Below are 20,986 nucleotides of genomic sequence, written 5' to 3'. Positions count from 1 at the left end.
CCGACGGAGAATATCTCGATGTCCATGTCCATCAATACAAATACAGCCGCCATGTCGGCTCTTCAGGTCCTGAACCAGACGACGGACCAGCTGAGCAAGACGCAGAATGCTGTCTCCACAGGCAAGAGCGTCAGCTCCGCTTCTGACAGCCCGGCCATCTACGCCATTTCCCAGACAATGAACTCCCAGATTTCGGCCCTGTCCGGCGTCTCTACGGGTCTTCAGTTCGCTGGTCAGGTGCTCAGCACCGCCACGAAACAGGCATCCTCTATCTCTGACGTCCTGAGCAGCATGTCCGAAACGGTCACGAATGCTGCCAACAACGGCGAGAACCAGGACACGCTGAACTCCCAGCTCACGAGCTACCTGTCCCAGATCGACGTCGCCACGTCGAACTCCACCTTCCAGGGTGTGAATCTGCTGTCCGGTTCTACCAGCAACAGCGTCAAGTACACGCAGATTTCCGCAGCGCAGGACATCAACGGCAACCTGTTCACGCTGAACGGTGCTGACGCCACGTCGACGGGTCTAGGCCTTCAGGGCCTGAGCACGGACATGAAGGGCGTCACGATTTCCACGAGCGGCATCACGGCGCTGGCTGGCACAGGTGCGACCGCTACGACGCTGACTCTGAAGAACCAGTCTTCCGCCGACAGCGCAAATGCAACCGCTTCCAACCCTGCCATCACGACATCTTTCGTGCTTGATTCCAAGCCGGGTGATGCCACGAATGGCGCCGCAACATCCATTGGAACTGCCATCGCAGCAGGCCTCACAGATAACACGACCTCGGTAACCGTCGGCTCCAACGGAGCACTGACCATTACTGGCGCCATGTCCAAGACGGCTTCTGACGGCACGACAACTTATTCTCTGACCAATGGCGACAGCATTACAGCCAAGGCTGATGCCAGCGGCAACATGACCTACAACATCGCCAAGGTTGGTGATCTGGATGCCAACGGCAATGCCAAGACGCTGACGCAGGTTGTCGATGTTGACGTCTCCGGCGCGTCTTCCACCACCACGAAGAACGATCAGCTCTCCACGCTGGTAACAGCTCTTGGTAACGCTGGTTATGGTGCCCAGATGGCCAATGATGGCACCCTGACGATTGCTGGTGGCAACCTCGACGCAGCAGATGCAACGGCAACCACGCCGTCTGTCAGCCTGACAAACGCCACGGGAACCTCCACTGTTGCCACGACCTCCGGCACGGATGTCGTTCAGCTGGCGGTAACAGGCGCCATCAACAAGATGAGCCGTATTTCTTCCAGCATCGGTGTGGCCTCCAACACCGTTACACAGCTTCAGACGTCCAACAGCACCCTGTCCGACGCCCTGACGACCGGCGTTGGTGCTCTGACGGATGCTGATCTTGCAGCGGAAAGCGCCAAGCTGACTTCTCTGCAGACGAAGCAGCAGCTAGCCATCCAGTCCCTGTCGATTGCGAACTCGCAGTCTTCCAACATCATGTCGCTCTTCCGCGGCTGATGATGGTGGGGCATCGGTTCTTCCGATGCCCCTCTTCGGACTGCTTCAGACGTTTTCCGGATGCATTCAGTTCTCTCACCGGGAAACATCTGAAACCGTCCTTTTGAAAAGGAGCCTCTTTTCGTGACCTATGGCATGTCACAGTACCAGAACCAGTCCGGCACTTATCTGCCTCCCCGTGAAGTGGAAGCCATGGCGTTCAGACACGTCAACGATCTGCTTTCCAAAGCCAAGACTCACTCTGACCGGCAGTCTGCCCTCTCTGCAAACCTCAAGCTTTGGGGAATTCTGTTGCAAGGCGTGCAGCGCGTTGATTGCCCTCTGGACGAGATCCTGCGCAAGGACCTGACAACCGTTGGCACCTGGTCCATGCGCTACGCCAACGTAGCTCTGAATTCGGACACGTCTCTCAAGGCATTAATCGACATTAACGAGGACATGATTGAAGGTCTCTCGGCACCAACGCCAGTAGCGGCCACTCCTTACGAAGCCTCCGCCCCTACCGAAGGGCATATGGCCATTCAAATGGTTGGCTGAGCGGTCCAACTCCTTTTGTAAAGAAAACCCCCTTCGCCATTTGACGAAGGGGGTTTTCTGTATTGTGACCCTGATACGCTTTCCACATCAGCGCCTGTCAAACTTTACTTCCGGTTATCAGCCCGGTCGATGTCCGGAATAACGTGATCCGGGTCCAGTGTTACGGCCTTCACCGCACCGTGCGGTTCAAACGTCACCTTGAGATCGCTGGTCTGGCGCCATGCTTCCGTCGGGATACGACGGTCCACCACTGTACCATCCTGATATTCAACACGCAGAACAACCGGAAGAGGCAAGGTTCCGTAGTTGAAGACCTGAACGGATACAGGGTCATTTCCATGCTGTTCAACCGCCCCTACAGCATAATCTGGGGCCGCATTGGTGAAATACCATCCACGCCAGAACCAGGAGAGATCCTCGCCTGCTTCGCTGCTCATCAGGCGGAAGAAATCTGACGGTGACGGATGATGGTAAGCCCAGACAGCAATATATCGACGAAAGGCAGCATCGAAGCGCACTGGCCCCAAAATCTGCTCGCGCAGCAGTTTCAAACCATATGCGCCTTTGAAATACGTCACACTGTGGCGGTATTTCTCGGAAATTTCGTCAGCACCCGTCATCAGGTTAGGCGCAGCCGGGTCTATCAAGACAGGAACGATATCCTGTGCGGGATTGCCGGTTTTCGGTGCAAACTCGGGGTCACGTTTGGGCGCGAATTCGCCATTATGAAAATGGTCTGAGGCGTAGGCGTCAATGAAAGTATTGAAGCCCTCGTCCATGAACGGATTCCGGCGCTCGTCAGACCCAACGATCATCGGGAACCAGTCATGACCCAACTCGTGCGTCGTGATCCAGAAGAGCTGCGGGTCACGGTCGCTCATGCCATCGAACACGATGCCTGGATATTCCATACCTGCACCGTGACCACCAAGATTAATGGCGTTCGGCCAGGGATATTCATACCATTGGGACGAAAAGTACTCGATGGCGTGTTTCACATACTCCGTCGAACGATCCCAGCCATGCGGACCAATACCTTCACGCGGATAGACGGACATCGCCAGACGCGGAACCGCATGATAATTCGCCCAAGGCACAACAGACGGAAGGTTGATGCGGGCGGCATCCCACAGAAACGCGGGAGAGGCCGTGAAAGCCACATCGCGGCTGTTGCGCATGACGTAATGCCAGGTCACGTCACCAGACTGCTTCAGATGACTCTTCGGGTCCGTAACGTCATCAATCGTGCGGATCATGACGCGACTATCGCTTTGGGAAGCCTGAGCCAGACGAGAGCGTTCTGTAGCAGTCAGCGTCTGCTCAGGATTCAGCAGAGCGCCTGATCCGACCAGCGTGAAGTTCCATGGCACCGTGACCGAGTAATCGAAGTTCCCATATTCCAGATAAAACTCCTGCCCCAGATACGGCAGCGTGTTCCATCCCGCACGGTCATCATAAACGCTCAGGCGCGGATACCACTGGGCGATTTCATAGATTTCGCCTTCGCGGGACGGCGTGACAGCCGTGCGGCCACCCCATTCGCCCGGAATGGTGTAATGCCAGTCGATCTTGACGAACGCGACGCCGTGGGAGTCCAGCATCCGAGGCAGACGAAGCTGCATGCGGGTATCGGATACCAGCGGTGTCACGTCGACTTCGCGTCCACCTTGCACAATCGACACATGCTCGATTTCCATCCCGGACGAATGACCGCCAGACGGAAACTTACCCCAGAACGACGCACGAGAGTCTTGCCGGTAAATGTTCTGGTCAAGCTGAACCCACAGGACTTCCAGAGCTTCGGGACTATTGTTTGTGTAGGTGATGGTTTCTGAACCATGCAGGACATGCGCCTGCGTATCGATCCGGGAACGAATCGTATAATCCGTACGGTTCTGCCAGTATTGCGGACCCGGCAGACCGGAGCCCGACCGATAGACATTCGGAGCGTCTGGCAGGGTGAGCGGGGCAAAGACTGGAGCTGGATCAGAGAGGGTTTTAGCGGAAAGAGCGGCTGGAACCAGCACGCCTCCCAAAAGCGGCAAGAGGAAAAGGCGTGCGTGCATCCGGGCTATGATCTCCGCTCTCGTTAGTTCTTACCCCGTTATAATATCACTCAGTCCACCCAGATAGGACGCAAGATCAACTTTCAGAGGCATCAGGTAAGTATTGTCATTCTTTTCGCGCACCAGCGTCAGCATCTGGCGGGCGAGATGAATGTTGCCTTCCAGCGTGTCATCATAGTCTTTCGGGAACACGACATGGTTAACGCGTTCCCAATATCGGCGGGACCGTTCACCCAGAACGGGTGAAACTCCCCAGAACACCGTGTCATCACGCAACCAGTCCATGGACAACTGAAGCATATGCAGATCAAACAGGGGCTGCGTGAAGAACCCACAAGCCCCTGCATCTTTCTTGCGCGCAACGTCTTCCAGCTCCTGCCACGGCGCACGTCGATAAGGATCGAAAACCGCATAGACATCCAGATGCGGCGCTTCGCGGCGATACCGCTCGATAATCTGTGCAGACGTGTTCGGATAAACCACCCGATCACTGCCAGCAGGGAGCGGGTCACCCGCGACGACAAGAACAGCGTTCAGTTCCGGCCTTTCAGCACCTGGCAGGGGCGCATTTGGTGCAATGTCGATCGCGCGGATATGCGGGATGACACTCAGGCCAGACGCCCGATTGACGCGCGCGGCAGCATCATCGCTGCGCAGATCAAACCGGATGAGGTCTGGAATATTCAGCAGATCAACTGATGGTAGCACCTTGCGGACCACCGACACATCTTCAAGCAACGCCTCTTCCGAGCGTGGAACAAGTTCAACAGAAACACGCATCAGAGAAGATCGTCCTTCCCCAGCCCCTGCGTGGCGCGGGCCGCCTGAAGTGTGTTGTGGAGCAGGCAGGCAATAGTCATCGGGCCGACACCCCCGGGAACAGGCGTAATATGCCCAGCGATGGGAAGCGCTTCTTCAAACGCAACGTCTCCCACAAGGCGTGTCTTGCCTTCAGGTGTCGGAATACGCGTGATACCCACGTCGATCACGGTCGCACCCGGCTTGATCCAATCCCCACGGACAAGACCATGCTTGCCTGTCGCAACGACGAGAATGTCCGCTTCACGGGCCAGTTCGCGCGTATTACGCGTATGAATATGGGCGATCGAGACCGTGCAGTTCTCTTTCAGAAGAAGCTGCGCCATGGGCTTGCCCACCAGGCTGGACGCTCCAATGACGACTGCGTTCTTGCCCGTCATGTCCTTGTGCACAGACTGAAGCAGCATCAGGCAGCCAAGCGGTGTGCAGGGAACAATGCCCTCGATGCCCAGCGACAGACGCCCCGCATTCACTTCCCCAAGACCGTCCACATCCTTGTGCGGGGCAATGGCATTCGTCACCACGACCGGATCGATCTGCTGCGGCAATGGAAGCTGCACGAGAATGCCATGGATCTGCGGGTTGGCATTCAGTTGCGCAATTAAATCCAGCAACTCCCCCTGCGACGTGCTCTGCGGAAGCATGTGCATGAAAGACCGCATTCCGGCGCGATGCGTCTGGATAGCCTTGTTCTTCACATAGACTTCCGAAGCCGGATCGTTTCCGACCAGCACGACGGCGAGGCCCGGCAGGGTGTTGCCCTGTTCGATGAAGCTGGACACTTCACGACCAACGCGATCTGTCAGGGACCGGGCAATACCTTTGCCATCAATGAGTTTGCCGGCCAGTTCAGGGGGAAACGTGCTCATGGGCTCTCCGGATGACAACAGGCTGCGGTTTCAGTTACGCTTTACGCGAGCCCGCGTTGTGCGCAGGAAAAAGGATGGTTTCGTGTCCGAGGAAATACGCAAGAACTTCGCCAGTGACAATGTCACACCGATCTGCCCTGAAGTCATGGCCGCCCTGATCGCGGCCAATGAAGGGAGTGTCGGGTCCTATGGAGAAGACGATCTGACCCGTTCCCTGAACGAACGGTTCGAGGAAGTTTTTGAAACCGAGGTCGCTGTTTTCCCGATCGCCACGGGGACAGCTGCCAACAGTGTGGCCCTGTCAGCGCTTGTTTCGCCGTATGGCTCTGTCCTGTGCGATGAGAGCGCACATATCAATACTGATGAAGGTGGCGCGCCCGAATTCTATACACATGGGGCCAAGCTCGTCTGCATTTCCTCTGCCGAAGGACGAATGGACCCGGCGACATTAACGCCTGCCCTCAAAAGCAATGCAGAAAGCGGGATTCTCAGCCCGGTAATTCAGGCCTTGTCCCTGACGCAGGCCAATGAATGGGGTACCGTTTACAGCACGGATACTCTGGCCGAGCTGTCCCGCATCGCACATGACCATGATCTCGCCGTGCATCTGGATGGCGCCCGTCTGGGCAATGCCCTCGCCCATCTGGGCTGCACCCCGGCGGAAGGGACTTGGAAAGCGGGTGTAGACGTTCTCAGCTTCGGGGGCACAAAAGCAGGTGCCATGGCCGCCGAAGCCGTAGTGTTCTTCCTCAATGATCGTACACGACCGCTGGTGAAGAATTTCCTGAGGCGCATCAAGCGTAGCGGAAACCTGTGGTCCAAGCATCGCTTCCTGAGCGCCCAGCTTCTGGCGCTTTTGCAGAACGATGTCTGGCTGAAAAATGCCGCCCATGCCAACGCTATGGCGCAACGGCTTGTGGACGGGCTTCGCCGTCATGCCGCCGCTCAGATGCCTTATGAACGGCAGAGCAACGAAGTTTTCGTCATTCTTCCAGACCTTCTTTTGAAGGATCTGGAAGAAGCAGGATACGGTTTTTACCGCTGGCCTACGCCGGAAGGTGTTTCCGGCACGCTGATCCGTCTGGTGACGAGCTATTACACACGCCCGGAAGATGTGGACGCACTTCTGGCCGAAATCGCCGCCTGAACAAGAGGGTTGATCCGGTCAAACCCCGAATCAACCCTTTCAATCAGTTCCCAGCCTTGAGAGAGGCATCAATTTCCAGCGCCAGACGCGCCATCTTCAACGCCCCTTCCCGGCTCCCTGCCCCGCAGATGAAACGGGCGGGGTGAGCGAAAACTGCGTCAGGCACGCCGGAAATCTCGGCCAGTGCCTTCTTTTCCAGACCGCCCCAGGCTTCCGGCAGGGAAACGCGCTGACCGAAATCCCCGCGCACGGGCGGAATGGCCTTCACATTCCACTGTTCCGGACCAGCAGGTGACACGACGTACACGACCGGAAGATCACGCTCGAAAATGACCTTTTCGGTCGGCATTCCCGTTTCCATAAGCAGGATACGCTTGTCTTCCGCAGCTTCATAAGCCTGCACAACACGATTGGCAGCTTTCAGGCTGGCGCGAACGCGATCCACCATGTTGACCAGATGCGCCGCAACAGCCGTGGCCGCGTTCGCAAAGCCCAAAGATTCCTGCTTTTTGGCTTCTTCCACACCATAAAGCTCGGCCGTATCCCAGGGCGGGCTACAGGCTGACACGATATCGGCCAGAGACAGCTTGCCCATCTTGGCAACGCCATTGTCGTCCTGATCCACCGGGATGATCAGGGACTTGTCGAGAGACTGCCAGATGGCGGTCAGGGTTGCCTCATCCACCGGAGTTTTGACGATATTGCGGACAGCAGCGAGCCCGTACTCCTTCCACAGCAGACCAGCAGCGCTATACGGCGTTCCGTCTTCACGCAGCGGCTTGTCCTTCATGTGATGATCGTAGCGACCTTTGGTCGGGTCAAAAACACCGCCCACATCGAAGACGATATCCGCTTCTGCGATACGGTCTGGCGAGCGAGTCCGCACGAAGGTCAAACGGTCTGTGCCTGGCTCTCCGAGAACACGTCCACGCAGATCGCCTTCTGGTGCCAGCGCATAATGCAGGATGGCGTAGCCCAGCGTTTCATCGGCATGGAAATTGCCGGAATGGGTGAGCGCTTTGACGGCTCGGGTCTCGTTTTCGATCCCGATAGGAGTGTGTTCTGACATCTGGAAAACCTGCTGACAGCGAAGAGGAGTTTCTGAGTGTGCCCCCTCATGCCGCAGGGACTACGGCCAGACAACACGCTTCCTCAGGAAAATGCAGCCACTTTCTGTTTCTGCTGCCTCTTGATGACGCCCATAAAGCAGCTTTCGCTGCATTACGCGCAGCCCTGCAGGATTAGCGCGTAACTACCGGAATTCATGCTATGAGCTGCCGGATGGAAACCGCATCCCCTACCCCGCTCGCCGTCCTTGTCGGCATCCAGACCCCAGACGTCGATGACATTGTCCATGAGGCAAGCCTTGAGGAACTGGGGCGGCTGGTCAAAACGCTTGGCTACGAGGTTGTCGGCTCTGTCTCGCAGAAGCGAGAAGGTACAGGTGCGGCGTCCCTTCTGGGCGCTGGCAAGCTGGAAGAACTGGCGGACATCACGGGTGGTCGGGGGATCATCACACCCATCGTCAAAACACCGATGACGAAAGCGCGGAAACGGTTTGAAGGCGCGGCAAGTTCTCATGAGGACGCTGAGGAAGAGGCGGACGATCTCCGCCGTCCTGAGTTCGTCATCGTCGATCATGAGCTGACCCCCAGCCAGATCCGGAATCTGGAGCGGGCGACCGGCGCACAAGTGCTGGATCGAACGGGCGTTATCGTTGAGATTTTCCATCGTCATGCCAACACACGGGAAGCAAAGCTTCAGGTCGAAATGGCGCGCCTGCGTTATGTCGCGCCACGCCTCCGGGAGTCGTCGAATGGCGGCGGCAGGCAGCAGGGACCAGGCGCCGGTGAAAGCAACCTTTCCCTAGACCGCCGCAAGATTCGGGACCGGCTGGCCGAACTCAAAACCCAGCTTGAAGCCGTGCAACGGGACAGCGATCATCGGCGTTCTGCCAGAAAAGACCAGCTTCGCGTTGCGCTCGTCGGCTATACCAATGCAGGCAAATCTTCGCTGATGCGGGCCCTGACAGGCAGTCAGGTTCTCGTTCAGGACAAGCTGTTTGCGACCCTCGACACAACTGTCCGCACGCTCCAGCCGGAAACACGACCCCGTATTCTGATTTCAGACACGGTGGGCTTCATCAAGCAGCTTCCGCATGATCTGGTTGCATCTTTCCGCTCTACGCTGTCCGAAGCGCTGGAAGCGTCCCTGCTGCTGTTTGTCGTAGATGCGTCGGACCCGACATATGAAGCGCAGCTTGAAGTCAGCCGCAGCGTTCTGCACGAAATTGGCGCGGATGTGGTCCCCTCCCGTCTTGTTCTGAACAAAATGGATCGCGTGGATGAGGCCAGACGGGCCGAACTTCTGGAAAAACACCCAGATGCCATTCCGCTGTCCGCGCATCGCCCGGAAGATGTGAGTGCCCTGCGGGAAACGCTGATTGCGTTTTTTGAAGCCGACATGGTGGAAGACGTTCTGGTGCTGCCCTATGCAAAACAGGGCCTGATTGGCGAAATCTATGAGAGCGTCCGTGTCCTGTCAGAAGATCATGACGAGACCGGCAGGGTTCTGACGGTTCGCGGTCTTCCCGGCGCACTTGCTCGCCTAAAGCGCAGTCTGGCCAGTTAAAACGCCATAAAAAAAGCCCGTCATTCCCATTCGGTGAATGACGGGCCCGCCTGATTTTCAGCAGAAATGCTTCAGCGTTACGACGCAAAGACCTTCGAAATCGCGGCCTGCGCCTCGTCCTGAATGGCCTTCAGGTGTTCGGGGCTTTTGAAGCTCTCGGCATAGATTTTGTAAACGTCTTCCGTGCCGGACGGACGGGCCGCAAACCAGCCGTTTTTCGTCACCACCTTCAAGCCGCCAATCGCCGCGCCATTGCCCGGTGCCTTCGTCAGCTTGGCAATGATCTTGTCCCCAGCGAGCTCTTCAAGCGGGAACTGATCAGGTGCCAGCTTGCTGAGCTTGGCCTTCTGCTCCGGGTTCGCCGCCGCGTCGATACGCGCATAGTACGGCGTTCCGAGGCGGGCGATGATCTCATGGTAATGCTGACTTGGATTTTTGCCAGTCTTGGCCGTAATTTCCGCAGCAAGAAGGCCGAGAATGATCCCGTCCTTATCGGTCGTCCAGACAGAACCATCACGACGCAGGAACGTCGCACCTGCGCTTTCCTCACCACCGAAGCCCAGCGAGCCATCTATCAGACCCGGCACAAACCATTTCAGGCCAACCGGCACTTCGACCAGCTTGCGCCCCATATCCGCAACAACGCGATCAATCAGACCACTGCTCACCAGCGTCTTGCCGACACCAAGATCCGGCTTCCACTCGGGGCGGTTCTGGAACAGGTAGGAAACCGCCACCGCCAGATAATGATTCGGGTTCATGAGGCCATCCGGCATGGCAACGATGCCATGACGGTCTGCGTCCGTGTCATTGGCAAACGCGACGTCAAAGTCCTCGCCCATCTTGATGAGACGCGCCATGGCGTAGGGCGAGGAGCAGTCCATACGGATCTGTCCGTCCCAGTCTGCCGTCATGAACGCAAACTGCGGGTCTACAACGTCGCTGACGATCGTAGCGTTCAGGCCGTACTTCTCAACGATGGGCTTCCAGTAACCAACAGCAGCGCCGCCCAGCGGATCAATGCCAATCTTCACGCCCGCATCACGGATGGCCGCCATGTCGATGACGTTTTCCAGATCGGCCACATACGGCGTGACGTAATCATAACGCTTGATGGACGGTGCGTTTCTGGCTTCGTCGTAAGGCAGGCGCTTTACGTCCTTCAGGCCATCCACTAGCAGCTCATTCGCCATGTCCTGAATGGCTTTCGTCACGGCTGTATCCGCCGGACCACCATTTGTCGGATTGTACTTGAAGCCACCATCCGTCGGCGGGTTATGGGACGGCGTGACAACCACACCATCGGCCAGACCGGTCGTGCGGCCTTTGTTGTAGGTCAGAATGGCGTGGGAAATGACAGGGGTGGGCGTGTAGCCGTCGTTCTGGTCGATGCGGACGTCAAGGCCATGCGCGGCGAAGACTTCAATGGCGGAGCGCTGTGCCGGAGCGGACAGAGCGTGCGAGTCAATGCCGATGAAGAGCGGGCCATCAATGCCTTCTGCCTTGCGATAACGGCAGATGGCTTCGCAGATGGCGAGGATATGCCCTTCATTGAAGCTCGTATGGAACGAGGAGCCACGATGACCTGAAGTCCCGAACGAAACACGCTGAGTCGGGATGGAGACGTCCGGCTTGCGATCGTAATAGGCGGCTACCAGAGCCGGTATGTCCGTCAGTTGTGACTGATCGAGCGTTTTCCCGGCGAGTGGGCTGATATTGGCCATTGATCCAAAAATCCTTAGACAGATCCGCGTTTTAAGCGACCGTAACGCACGAACGCTTCAGCGGATCACAAAAACTCATCCGGACAGGACTGTCCAGTGACAGAACTCTGACTTCACTCCGCAAAACGGGCATGAAAAAGGCGGAGAGACTTTCATCTCCCCGCCTTCGCAGTTTCAGGCTGGACCAGTAACCTTACGGTGCATCATCCGAACCACTATCGTCGGAGCCGTCGGGCGAGACCGCTACGAAAAGCTGCTGACCATCACGCAGGATACGCAAGAGTGGCGGCTGCTTGCGACCCAGGGCTTCCTTCACCTGTGCGACAACAGCCTTGGGCGATGGTGTAATGTGATTACCAACGCCTACGATGATGTCACCCGGACGGATGCCAGACTGGTCTGCAGGCGAGCCCTGCACAACATCCGCAACAACCGCCCCCTGAACACTGTCATCAAGACCCAGTTCCTGACGGGCACGCGGCGTCAGGGATGCAAGAGACACACCCAGCTTGCCGGCACCGGCAGACTGGCTGCTATCCGCGCCATCGCCGCCATGATCCTGATTGGCGAGATTGCCCACCGTGAACTTCACATCCATCGGCTTGCCATCACGCAGCAGGTTCACCGTGGCATCTGTGCCCGGCGCGATCGCAACAACCTTGACCGCCAGATCATGACCGTTCTTCACCGGATGACCATTCAGCGTGAGAATGACGTCCCCGCTCTTAATGCCAGCCTTCTCGGCCGGGCTACCCTTGGACACGGACGCCACCAGCGTTCCATGCGGAGGAGCACCCGGTTCCGGAGACTTCAGATTGAGGGCCTGCGCCATCGTCGGGGAAATGTCCTGCCCTTCGATGCCGAAATAGCCACGGGTCACATGACCGGTCTTCTCAAGCTGCTCGACGACAGACTTCACGGTGTTGGACGGAATGGCGAACCCGATACCGATCGAACCGCCACCATTTGGCGAGATGATCATGGAGTTGATGCCAACAACCTTGCCATCCTGTGTGAACAGCGGACCGCCGGAGTTGCCGTGATTGATCGGTGCATCAACCTGAATGAAGTCGTTATACGCACCAGAATGCAGGTCACGTCCCAGAGCGGAAACGATACCGGCTGTGACGGTTCCGCCCAGACCATAGGGGTTACCCACTGCGATGACCCATTCACCCGGCTGAACGTCATCAGAATCGCCCAGATCAATGAACGGCAGCTTGCCGGTCGGCTTCACGCGAAGCAGTGCAACGTCCGTCTTCGGGTCACGGCCAATGATCTTGGCCTGAAGCGTTGTGCCATCGTCCAGCGTGACCGTAACCTTGGTGGCGCCATTCACAACATGGTTGTTGGTGACGACATAGCCATCAGCCGAGATGATAAAGCCGGACCCGCGAGCTTCGACCGTACGGTTCGGTTGCTGTTGCTGCGGCATCATCTGGAACGGGAAGGGGAACGGAAAGGGCGAACCCTGCATGCCGCCGCCGTCGCCGCCTGGGCCATTTTCTTCCTGCTCGGCAACGTCGGCCTTGATATGGGCCGTGATGGAAACAACGGCAGGCTTCACCTGCTTCACGAGCGTGACGAAATTCGGCAGCGCCTGAACGTTGGTCTGCGGCTTGATGGCCCCATTGTCCGCCATGGCGGCGGGAGCGGCAACCAGAAAGGTCGTCGCAGCGAGAGCAGCAAGGGAGGCGCGGAAACGTGTGGTCATGTCAGTCCCGATTGTTACAGAGGAACGGTTCGGTCGTTATACGTCAGACTATGAACTGTGTTCCCGTTCACCAAGCTGACCGGGACGTGAAACATCCGTAAGTCTTTGTTTGTCACGCTCTCCTGAGACGTCGGAAAAAAGCCCGGAGTTGCTCCGACGCCTCACGCTCCCGTACGCCACCAATGACTTCCGGCCGATGCAGACAATTCGGGCGTTCAAACAGGCGAGGGCCATGATCCACGCCACCACCTTTCGGATCGTAAGCCCCGAACACCACACGCTCACAGCGGAAATGTACGATCGCCCCCGCACACATCGGGCATGGCTCCAGTGTGACGACCAATGTGCATCCGGTCAGCCGAGGGGACCCAAGTTTCCGCGCGGCTTCCCGCATGGCCAGGAGTTCAGCATGCGCTGACCCGTCATGGAGTTCTTCCACACGATTACGGGCCACGGCGAGAATCTTTCCCTCCGCATCAAGCACGACGGCTCCCACGGGTACCTCCCCATGACGAGCAGCCTCATCCGCTGCATCAAGCGCCGTCTGCATGGCGCGGCTTGTATCGGCCTGAATCATGATGCGATGATGCGGTGCATGACCCTGTCCCGTCCATCCCGCTTTCAGAATTCTGCCCCCCTCATCGGCCTGACACTGGATCATGAGCCCGGCGGCGACGGAAAATTCTCGCGTTATCCTTTTCACGCGCTGCGGGAAAATTACCTGACGGCTCTCAGTGAGGCTGGCGGATTACCGGTCTGTCTGGGCTACACGGCTGATGCCGAAGCCATGGTGGCGCGGCTGGATGCACTGGTCATTACAGGTGGAGCTTTTGACGTCGACCCCGCGCTTTATGATGAAGATCCTCATCCCTTGACGAGCCCGCGTCCCGCACGAACCTCCGCGGAGCTGGCACTCCTGCGGGCCGCATTGAAACGGGATATTCCCATCCTCGGGATCTGCGGCGGCATGCAGCTTATGGCCGTGAACGCAGGTGGCACACTGATCCAGCATCTTCCGCCGGAACTGGAACACGAACAACCCAATCCACGACACGAACCGGGACATGCCGTGTCGATCGTGCCAGATACCCTATTGGCGGAAATTGTCGGCGCGCCCACAATGATGGTAAACTCTTCCCACCATCAGGCCGTCCATAGCACCGGTGAAGCACGGATTTCGGCTCTCGCACCGGATGGTGTGATCGAAGCGATTGAACTGGACGGCCCGAAATTCGCCATTGGTGTACAATGGCATCCCGAATTCACCCTCGACCCCGGCGACCGTCGCCTGTATGCGGCGCTGGTGGAGGCAGCAGCACGATGACCGAAGATTTTACCCCGACCCCTGAAGAAACATCCGACGCCCCAAGAGGCGAACGCATTGCCAAGTTCCTGGCCCGCGCTGGCGTAGCAAGTCGCCGGGATGTGGAACGCATGATTGAAGACAATCGCATCAAGCTTGGTGGGCAGCCCGTCACGCATCCGGCGACCTTCGTTCAGCCGGGTGACATCGTGCTGGTGGACGGCAAACCTGTGGACAACCCCGAGCGCACCCGTCTGTGGCGCTACCACAAGCCGGACGGCCTCCTGACCACGCATCGTGATCCGCAGGAACGCAAGACGGTTTTTGATTCTCTTCCCGAAGGCATGCCCCGCGTCATCAGTGTTGGCCGGCTGGATATCAACTCCGAAGGGCTTCTGCTTCTGACCAATGACGGCGAACTGGCCCGTCGTCTGGAGCTGCCAGGCAATGCCTGGGTGCGCCGTTACCGTGTCCGCGTGTTTGGCGTGGTAGATGAGAAGCGCTTGGCGTCGCTGGTAAACGGCTTTGAATATGAGGGCGTGAAATACGGCTCCATCGAAGCGGAACTGGATTCCAAAAAGGGCGATAACTCCTGGCTAACGGTCTCTCTGCGTGAAGGCAAGAACCGTGAGATCCGTCGCGTGATGCAGGGCCTGAACCTGCATGTGAGCCGTCTGATCCGTCTGTCTTACGGGCCGTTCCAGCTTGGTTCCCTGAAGGCACGTGAGCTTGAGGAAGTGAACGGTAAGACACTGCGTGAGCAGATCCCCGACCTGCCTGCCCCTACCCGTAAGCGGACCCGCTGATCCATGCGGATTGTTGGCGGAGAGAACAAAGGCCGCGCGCTTGTAGCCCCAACCGGCGAGCGTACGCGCCCGACGTCAGACCGGACGCGTCAGGCCATTTTCGACATGCTGGCCCATGCGCCCTGGTACGGTCAGGAAGAACTGGAACAGGCCATCGTGCTGGATGGATATGCCGGAACAGGCGCACTCGGCCTGGAAGCGCTGTCCCGTGGGGCACAGCGTGCGGCCTTCATCGAGCGAGACCGGAACGCATTGAATGCCCTGCGTACCAATCTGGACATCTGCCGGGCCCGTGACCGTTCACGCGTGCTGAGTTGCAGTGTCACGCATCCGCCAAAGGCCGCAGAGCCTCACACGCTGATCTTTCTTGATCCGCCTTACGGGAAAACGCTGGTCGAATCGGGTCTGCGCGCATTGGCCCGAAACGGCTGGATTGCCGAAGGAGCGCTGATCGTTGCCGAGACAGGTGCGACCGAGGATTTTGCCCCGTTTGTGCCACCTTCCGAACACTTTTCCCCCACACTTCCGGCCGAACCGCTTTCAATCCGGAAATTCGGCGCGGCGAAGGTGACGATCTGGCGACATTCCTCCACTGTTCCTTAATTTTCCTACTGTATTCAGTGGCCTGTCAGGTATAATTCAGACGTAATCTGAAAGCCGTAATTCAAAAAACCGACGGGGTGACGAGACTTGGCCGTGTTCAGCCGATCGACCAGCACAGTGCGCAACATTGTCCGTGAGGCACACGACCGTCACATGACACCCAAACTCCGGAGCGCGCTGAATGCGCGTTTGCTGGAGTTGCTGGGTCTCGGGTTCCTGATTGCAGCCGTAGCCATCGGCATCGCGCTGTGGAGCTTCAATCCGCACGATCCATCCTTCAACACCTCGACAGGCACGGAACCCACAAACCTTCTTGGCCGTACGGGCGCAACCATTTCCGATGGTCTGGTGCAGTGGCTTGGCTTGGGTAGTGGTCTGCCGATTGTTGTTCTGCTGGCCTGGGCATGGCGCATGGTTCGCCATCACGGCATGAGCGCGCCAATCCTCCGCATTGCTGCGGCTCTCCTGCTGCTTCCGGCGGGAGCGACCTTTATTGGTACGCTTCAGTTGCTCATTCCGGGACTTGAAGTTGCATGGCCGACGGCGGCGGGTCTTGGGGGCGAGATGGGCGTTTCCTTTGCTCATCGCCTTCTGGATGCAGCCCATGCCGAAGCTGGATCAGCAGGCAGCGCGCTGGCTGTATTTCTGGTTCTGCTGTTGATGGGCATTCTGATGCCGTTGGCCATGGGGCTTCAGTGGCGCGAATGGCGCGCCATGGGCCAGGGCGCAGCGCTTCTGGCCCGTCAGCCCGTGCGTCTGGCACGCCGCATGAATGGCCCGCAGACTTCTGATCGCCCGGCACCTGATCCGCGCCAGTACGAATTTCAACCCGGTAGTGCGGGAGGCGTGCCAGCTCCTGATGCAGCCCCGCTTTCCTTCCTGCGTCGAAGCTTTGGAAAGAGCGATCCGCGAACGCGCCCATCTCCGTTCGTGCCGCAAAATACGGGGTGGATGCAGCCCCCTATGGAGACGACGGAAGACCCATACGAGCACCCTACGGCACTGCGTAAGGAACCACCCGCCCCTGCTCCACAGTTGGCGGAAGAAGAAGAGGCACCGTCCAACCCCTATGCAGAACGGCTGGCGCAGATTGCACGGCAGCGAAACGTTCAGACGATCCAGCGTTCGCATGTTGAAGACGATGCGGAGGATGACGTTCCACAGAGCAGCATCGAACCCCCTGAGCCTGAACCCGAACAGCGCCGCAGTCTGTTCGGCATGCGTCGCCCTGAACGTCCGGCACAGCCCCAGCCTGTCGCTCGCCCCGCGCCTGCGCGCACGCCTGCTGCGACGGGCTGGGAACTCCCTTCCCTGTCTCTGCTGAACCCGCCACCGGCCCACGCAACGACAGGTCCTTCACAGGAAACGCTGCAATCCAATGCTCGCCTGCTGGAGAGTGTGCTGGCTGACTATGGTGTTCAGGGCACAATCGGGGACATCCATGCGGGCCCGGTTGTCACGCTTTATGAACTGGAGCCCGCTCCGGGTATTCGCTCGTCCCGTGTGATCGGTCTTGCCGATGACGTAGCACGCTCCCTGTCCGTGCTGAGCGTTCGTATTGCGACTGTGCCGGGACGGAATGTCATTGGTATCGAAGTCCCGAATGCCAAGCGCGAAACCGTTTACTTCTCCGAACTCCTGCTGACGCCGGAATGGACCAACGGAACGGGCCGCCTTCAGATTGCGCTTGGCAAGGATATTGCAGGCGTGCCGGTCTATACGGATCTGGCCAAAATGCCGCATCTTCTGGTGGCGGGTACGACGGGCTCCGGTAAGTCGGTCGGCGTGAACGCAATGATCCTGTCGCTGCTCTACCGCCTGAGCCCCGAAGAGTGCCGCCTGATCATGATTGATCCGAAGATTCTGGAACTGTCGATCTATGACGGCATTCCACATCTTCTGACCCCAGTTGTGACGGAGCCAACCAAGGCCGTCAGCGCCCTCAAATGGACAGTGCAGGAAATGGACCGCCGCTATCGTCTGATGGCGCAGCTTCAGGTCCGTAACATCAACGGCTACAATGAACGCGTCAGCCAGCTTCGCGCCTCCGGCGAGATGGTCACGCGTCGCGTTCAGACCGGCTTTGACCCTGAGACGGGCAAACCCGTCTTCGATGAACAGCAGGTCCCGCTGGAAAACCTGCCGTATATCGTCGTGGTCATCGACGAAATGGCCGACCTGATGATGGTTGCGGGCAAGGAAATCGAGACGGCCGTGCAGCGACTGGCCCAGAAAGCCCGTGCCGCTGGTATTCACGTCATCATGGCGACGCAACGCCCGTCCGTTGACGTCATCACCGGTACCATCAAGGCGAACTTCCCGACCCGTATTTCCTTCCAGGTCATCAGCAAGTTCGATAGTCGCACCATTCTTCAGGAACAGGGCGCCGAACAGCTTCTGGGCCAGGGTGACATGCTGTTCATGCAGGGTGGCGGTCGCATCACGCGTGTCCACGGCCCGTTCGTGGCGGATGAGGAAGTTGAAGAAGTCGTGGCGGATCTGCGCTCCAAGGGCGACCCGATCTACAACGACGATGTGGTGTCCGGTGAGGATGAGGAAGGCGGCTCGTCCGGCGGAAGCATGGGCGGCGGCGGAAGCAGTGGCGACGGAGAAGGCAGCCTGTTCGAACAGGCCGTGGATATCGTCATGACCGAAGGTCGCGCCTCAACCAGCTTCATCCAGCGCCATCTGTCGATTGGGTATAACCGCGCCGCGAAGCTGATCGACCAGATGGAAAAGGAAGGCATCATCGGCCCAGCCAACCATGTGGGCAAACGCGAAATTCTGGCTCGTCGCCCGGCTTCTCATGAGGAATGATCGACGGCGCCAGCGCCCTGCCAAACCGGAACAGTCCCCCTCCCCTGCCCCAAGAGGTCTGTTTTATCTGGGGCAGGATCTTCCGGTCCTACTGGAAACGCCACGCTTTCTGGTTCTGAACAAGCCCGCAGGGCTGGCGGTTCATCCCGGTCCATCGACACAGGATTCCGTTGAAACACGACTGGTCACGCATCCGCGCGGCGGTCCATGGCTGGCCCATCGACTGGATGCGGATACGTCTGGCTGCCTTCTGATCGCGCGACGCAAAACCGCGCTGCTCGAAGCACAGGCGGCCTTTCAGAACAGGCAGGTTCGAAAACTTTACTGGACTGTTGTTGAGGGCACACCAACGGACGATGAGGGCGAAATTACCGTCCCCCTTTTGCGCCAGTCCGATCCATCAGGATGGCGGATGATCGTGAGTCCGAAAGGGGATGCCGCAGTAACCCGCTGGCGCGTTCTTGGTCGCGCAGAGGGGCGGAGCTGGCTGGAACTGGAGCTTCTCACTGGCCGAACGCATCAGGCCCGAATTCATTGTGCATCTCTTGGCACATCGATCGTCGGTGATCGGATATATGGCAAAAGCGATGCAAACGGCCTGCACCTTCTTGCGCGCAGTCTGCATGTCGCTTTGCCGGAAGGTGACCTGGAAGCCGTTGCTCCACCGCCCCCGGCTATGGCGGAGGCGCTGAAACGTCTGGGGTGGCAGGATCAGTCCTGAAGAATTCGCACTTTCCCGGAAACACCGTGGATCGTGACATGATCCCGACCATTTCCGACAGTCCCGGTGGCTGTGATTGTCCTGCTTTCGCTGGACAGAAATCCTTGCTTCTCCCAAGGACCAAACTGTACCGTCAGACCGAGAGACTGCTCTAGCGGAACAGCACTTTGCTGACGGCTCTGACGAAGCGTAATATCGAATGTACCGCCAAAATCATGCGGAAGATGAAGCGTTACGTCGCCTGAGACGGTTTCAAGAATGATCTTCCGTGCGCTGCCGGTAGAAACCAGCGTGACGTCCTGATCCCCGCTGGTGCTTTTAACCGTCACATCACCTGCGGCCCCGCCCAGCTGCGTGTCACCACTGACTGTCATAAGGGCGGCTCCGCCTGCGGCATGGGCGACGGCAATGTCTCCGCTGACAGTCTTGATCTGCACAGCCCCCAGACCCTGATCAATCTGGGCATCTCCACTCACTGTTGTCAGAGAGGTTGGTCCCTCGTTTTTTGATATCTTGATGTCACCACTCACGCCGCGAACGGAGAGAGGACCATTGGAGGTCTGAATCTGCACATCACCGCTCATGCTGGAGATAACGCCCCCTTCTGGCAGCGTGGTGTAAGACAGATCATCAGACGTGACGCTCTGGTTGAGCGGCGCGGCGAACGCTCCCGAAGAAGACAGGCAGGTTGCGACCAGAAGGGCGGGAAGGATCATACGAAAAGAGGACATCGGTGGAGCTTTCTCTGGCATCAGAACGATGAGGAGGACACAACGGAACGATTCATGAGCGCGGCATGGATGCCTCGGACAATCGCCCAGGCTGTCAGGATCCCCCACGTCAGAGTCAGCCCCCAGGGAATGACCATGAAGACCAGACCCAGACCACCCGTGATCGCGCCCAACCCGGCCACCATGAGATGGATCATCCCAATCGCAGCCAGCGCCAGAAAGCCATACCAGAACAGCCTGATCTGCCAGTCCAACTGGGCCCGCTTGAGACCCGTAGCGGAACGGCGACTCATGTGAGCAAGTGTCACACCGACGAAAGCGGTAATGCCGGTGAAAAAACCGGCCAGATACAACGCATAGATCAGCAGAACGTAATCCCGTCCTGTATCCTGATAAACCCGGCCATAACCCGGCATTGCTGTAGTGTACATGACTGAACTCCTCTGGAGGAAGACCCTCGACAAAGGAGTTCATGCAGAAACCGTGCCATTTTACGTTTTCAGGACAAATCCGGAAAAACAGGATCGTCAGAAAACGATCAAATGGCGGATTTCACCAGTTTATTCGCCCAACGTACGAAAACGGTCGGGAAGTGGTCCTTTGCCCTGCGTCAGGGAGCGCACGCCGTACAGTAACGAGACGAGAAGAGCGATGTTCCAGAGCGCAAAAATGCCAATCGGAATAAGGAACAGAAGCTGCCCCGGCCCTGAACTGCCGGGGGGCTCCGTGATGAAACACGCTCCGAACAGAACCGCACACCCAATGATAAATGCGACGTCATACCAGAACAGGCGAATGAGCCAGCTCAGATGAGACCGCATAAGTCCGGCGCTCGACCCTTTAAGGATATAGGCCAAAATCACCCCGGCCAGCAGGGAAATCCCTGTGAAAAACCGCGCAATATACAGGCCGTAGACCAGAAAAACCCCGCCGCGGCTCGGACCTTCGGACGAAAGAGAAAAATTGCTCATGACAGCCTCCTTAAGCTGACCCTGTATAACAGA

At 58.1% G+C, this 20,986-nt stretch carries 19 protein-coding genes; 9 read left to right on the top strand and 10 right to left on the bottom strand.

The window, feature by feature from the left end:
• Positions 1-24: 24 nt before the first annotated feature.
• Both J4P41_RS08360 and J4P41_RS08355 read left to right on the top strand, forming a co-directional pair.
• On the top strand, positions 25-1,494 hold the full coding sequence (locus J4P41_RS08360; RefSeq protein WP_426066752.1) for a flagellin: 1,470 nt from the start codon (positions 25-27) through the stop codon (positions 1,492-1,494).
• 123 nt (positions 1,495-1,617) lie between these two features.
• Entirely contained in the window at positions 1,618-2,031 is a 414-nt protein-coding gene (locus tag J4P41_RS08355) for a flagellar biosynthesis regulator FlaF (protein WP_426066751.1), read from the top strand.
• Positions 2,032-2,135: 104 nt separating this feature from the next.
• Here the strand turns inward: J4P41_RS08355 and J4P41_RS08350 are convergent, their stop codons facing one another.
• The 3 genes from J4P41_RS08350 to folD are packed head-to-tail and all read right to left on the bottom strand — an operon-like array spanning position 2,136 to position 5,785.
• Entirely contained in the window at positions 2,136-4,097 is a 1,962-nt protein-coding gene (locus tag J4P41_RS08350) for a M1 family metallopeptidase (RefSeq protein ID WP_426066750.1), read from the bottom strand.
• Positions 4,098-4,127: 30 nt separating this feature from the next.
• Complete coding sequence (locus J4P41_RS08345) at positions 4,128-4,877, bottom strand: methylenetetrahydrofolate reductase (protein WP_426066749.1); 750 nt, start codon at positions 4,875-4,877, stop codon at positions 4,128-4,130.
• Entirely contained in the window at positions 4,877-5,785 is a 909-nt protein-coding gene (folD, locus tag J4P41_RS08340; protein WP_211568088.1) for a bifunctional methylenetetrahydrofolate dehydrogenase/methenyltetrahydrofolate cyclohydrolase FolD, read from the bottom strand. The genes J4P41_RS08345 and folD overlap by 1 nt, the downstream gene beginning before the upstream one ends.
• Between folD and J4P41_RS08335 the strand changes: the two genes are divergently transcribed.
• Positions 5,784-6,932 carry a threonine aldolase family protein gene (locus J4P41_RS08335; protein WP_426066748.1) on the top strand — a complete coding sequence of 383 codons (1,149 nt, stop codon included), beginning with the start codon at positions 5,784-5,786 and terminating at the stop codon, positions 6,930-6,932. The genes folD and J4P41_RS08335 overlap by 2 nt on opposite strands.
• A gap of 43 nt (positions 6,933-6,975) precedes the next feature.
• Here the strand turns inward: J4P41_RS08335 and J4P41_RS08330 are convergent, their stop codons facing one another.
• On the bottom strand, positions 6,976-8,001 hold the full coding sequence (locus tag J4P41_RS08330) for an MYG1 family protein (RefSeq protein ID WP_426066747.1): 1,026 nt from the start codon (positions 7,999-8,001) through the stop codon (positions 6,976-6,978).
• 212 nt (positions 8,002-8,213) lie between these two features.
• Here J4P41_RS08330 and hflX point away from each other — a divergent pair, with 212 nt between their 5' ends.
• A complete protein-coding gene (gene hflX, locus J4P41_RS08325; protein ID WP_426066746.1) occupies positions 8,214-9,563 on the top strand; it encodes a GTPase HflX in 1,350 nt (449 codons plus the stop codon).
• 77 nt (positions 9,564-9,640) lie between these two features.
• Here hflX and pgm read toward each other — a convergent pair whose 3' ends face one another.
• The 3 genes from pgm to J4P41_RS08310 all read right to left on the bottom strand — a co-directional run bounded on the left by pgm (position 9,641) and on the right by J4P41_RS08310 (position 13,578).
• Positions 9,641-11,287 (bottom strand): phosphoglucomutase (alpha-D-glucose-1,6-bisphosphate-dependent), encoded by a 1,647-nt coding sequence (pgm, locus tag J4P41_RS08320; protein ID WP_426066745.1) that lies wholly within the window; start codon positions 11,285-11,287, stop codon positions 9,641-9,643.
• Between the two features lie 193 nt (positions 11,288-11,480).
• Complete coding sequence (locus tag J4P41_RS08315) at positions 11,481-13,001, bottom strand: Do family serine endopeptidase (RefSeq protein WP_211568083.1); 1,521 nt, start codon at positions 12,999-13,001, stop codon at positions 11,481-11,483.
• Between the two features lie 112 nt (positions 13,002-13,113).
• Entirely contained in the window at positions 13,114-13,578 is a 465-nt protein-coding gene (locus J4P41_RS08310) for a nucleoside deaminase (RefSeq protein WP_426066744.1), read from the bottom strand.
• Between the two features lie 6 nt (positions 13,579-13,584).
• Between J4P41_RS08310 and J4P41_RS08305 the strand changes: the two genes are divergently transcribed.
• The 5 genes from J4P41_RS08305 to J4P41_RS08285 all read left to right on the top strand — a co-directional run bounded on the left by J4P41_RS08305 (position 13,585) and on the right by J4P41_RS08285 (position 19,251).
• Complete coding sequence (locus tag J4P41_RS08305) at positions 13,585-14,325, top strand: gamma-glutamyl-gamma-aminobutyrate hydrolase family protein (RefSeq protein ID WP_426066743.1); 741 nt, start codon at positions 13,585-13,587, stop codon at positions 14,323-14,325.
• Positions 14,322-15,110, top strand: coding sequence for a pseudouridine synthase (locus tag J4P41_RS08300; protein WP_010503516.1), 789 nt, complete (start codon positions 14,322-14,324; stop codon positions 15,108-15,110). The genes J4P41_RS08305 and J4P41_RS08300 overlap by 4 nt, the downstream gene beginning before the upstream one ends.
• Before the next feature lie 3 nt (positions 15,111-15,113).
• Positions 15,114-15,713, top strand: coding sequence for a 16S rRNA (guanine(966)-N(2))-methyltransferase RsmD (gene rsmD, locus J4P41_RS08295; protein ID WP_010503515.1), 600 nt, complete (start codon positions 15,114-15,116; stop codon positions 15,711-15,713).
• Positions 15,714-15,830: 117 nt separating this feature from the next.
• Positions 15,831-18,530 carry a DNA translocase FtsK 4TM domain-containing protein gene (locus J4P41_RS08290; protein ID WP_426066791.1) on the top strand — a complete coding sequence of 900 codons (2,700 nt, stop codon included), beginning with the start codon at positions 15,831-15,833 and terminating at the stop codon, positions 18,528-18,530.
• Complete coding sequence (locus J4P41_RS08285) at positions 18,520-19,251, top strand: RluA family pseudouridine synthase (protein WP_426066790.1); 732 nt, start codon at positions 18,520-18,522, stop codon at positions 19,249-19,251. The genes J4P41_RS08290 and J4P41_RS08285 overlap by 11 nt, the downstream gene beginning before the upstream one ends.
• On the opposite strand, the gene J4P41_RS08280 is transcribed toward J4P41_RS08285, so the two are convergent.
• From J4P41_RS08280 to J4P41_RS08270, 3 genes are all read right to left on the bottom strand, one after another.
• Positions 19,242-19,982 carry a DUF4097 family beta strand repeat-containing protein gene (locus J4P41_RS08280; RefSeq protein WP_426066742.1) on the bottom strand — a complete coding sequence of 247 codons (741 nt, stop codon included), beginning with the start codon at positions 19,980-19,982 and terminating at the stop codon, positions 19,242-19,244. The two genes, J4P41_RS08285 and J4P41_RS08280, sit on opposite strands and share 10 nt — an antisense overlap.
• A gap of 20 nt (positions 19,983-20,002) precedes the next feature.
• Positions 20,003-20,413: a hypothetical protein gene (locus J4P41_RS08275; protein ID WP_023943980.1), complete on the bottom strand. Its 411-nt coding sequence runs from the start codon at positions 20,411-20,413 to the stop codon at positions 20,003-20,005.
• A 129-nt stretch (positions 20,414-20,542) separates the two neighbouring features.
• Positions 20,543-20,953, bottom strand: a complete 411-nt coding sequence (locus tag J4P41_RS08270; protein WP_426066741.1) for a hypothetical protein — start codon at positions 20,951-20,953, stop codon at positions 20,543-20,545.
• Between the last annotated feature and the right edge of the window lie 33 nt (positions 20,954-20,986).

The organism is Gluconobacter sp. NFX36, assembly GCF_049887835.1.
GTDB classification, from domain to species: Bacteria; Pseudomonadota; Alphaproteobacteria; order Acetobacterales; family Acetobacteraceae; genus Gluconobacter; species Gluconobacter japonicus_A.
The sequence above is the reverse complement of the archived record's forward strand: the minus strand, read 5'-3'. Positions and strand labels throughout refer to the sequence as shown.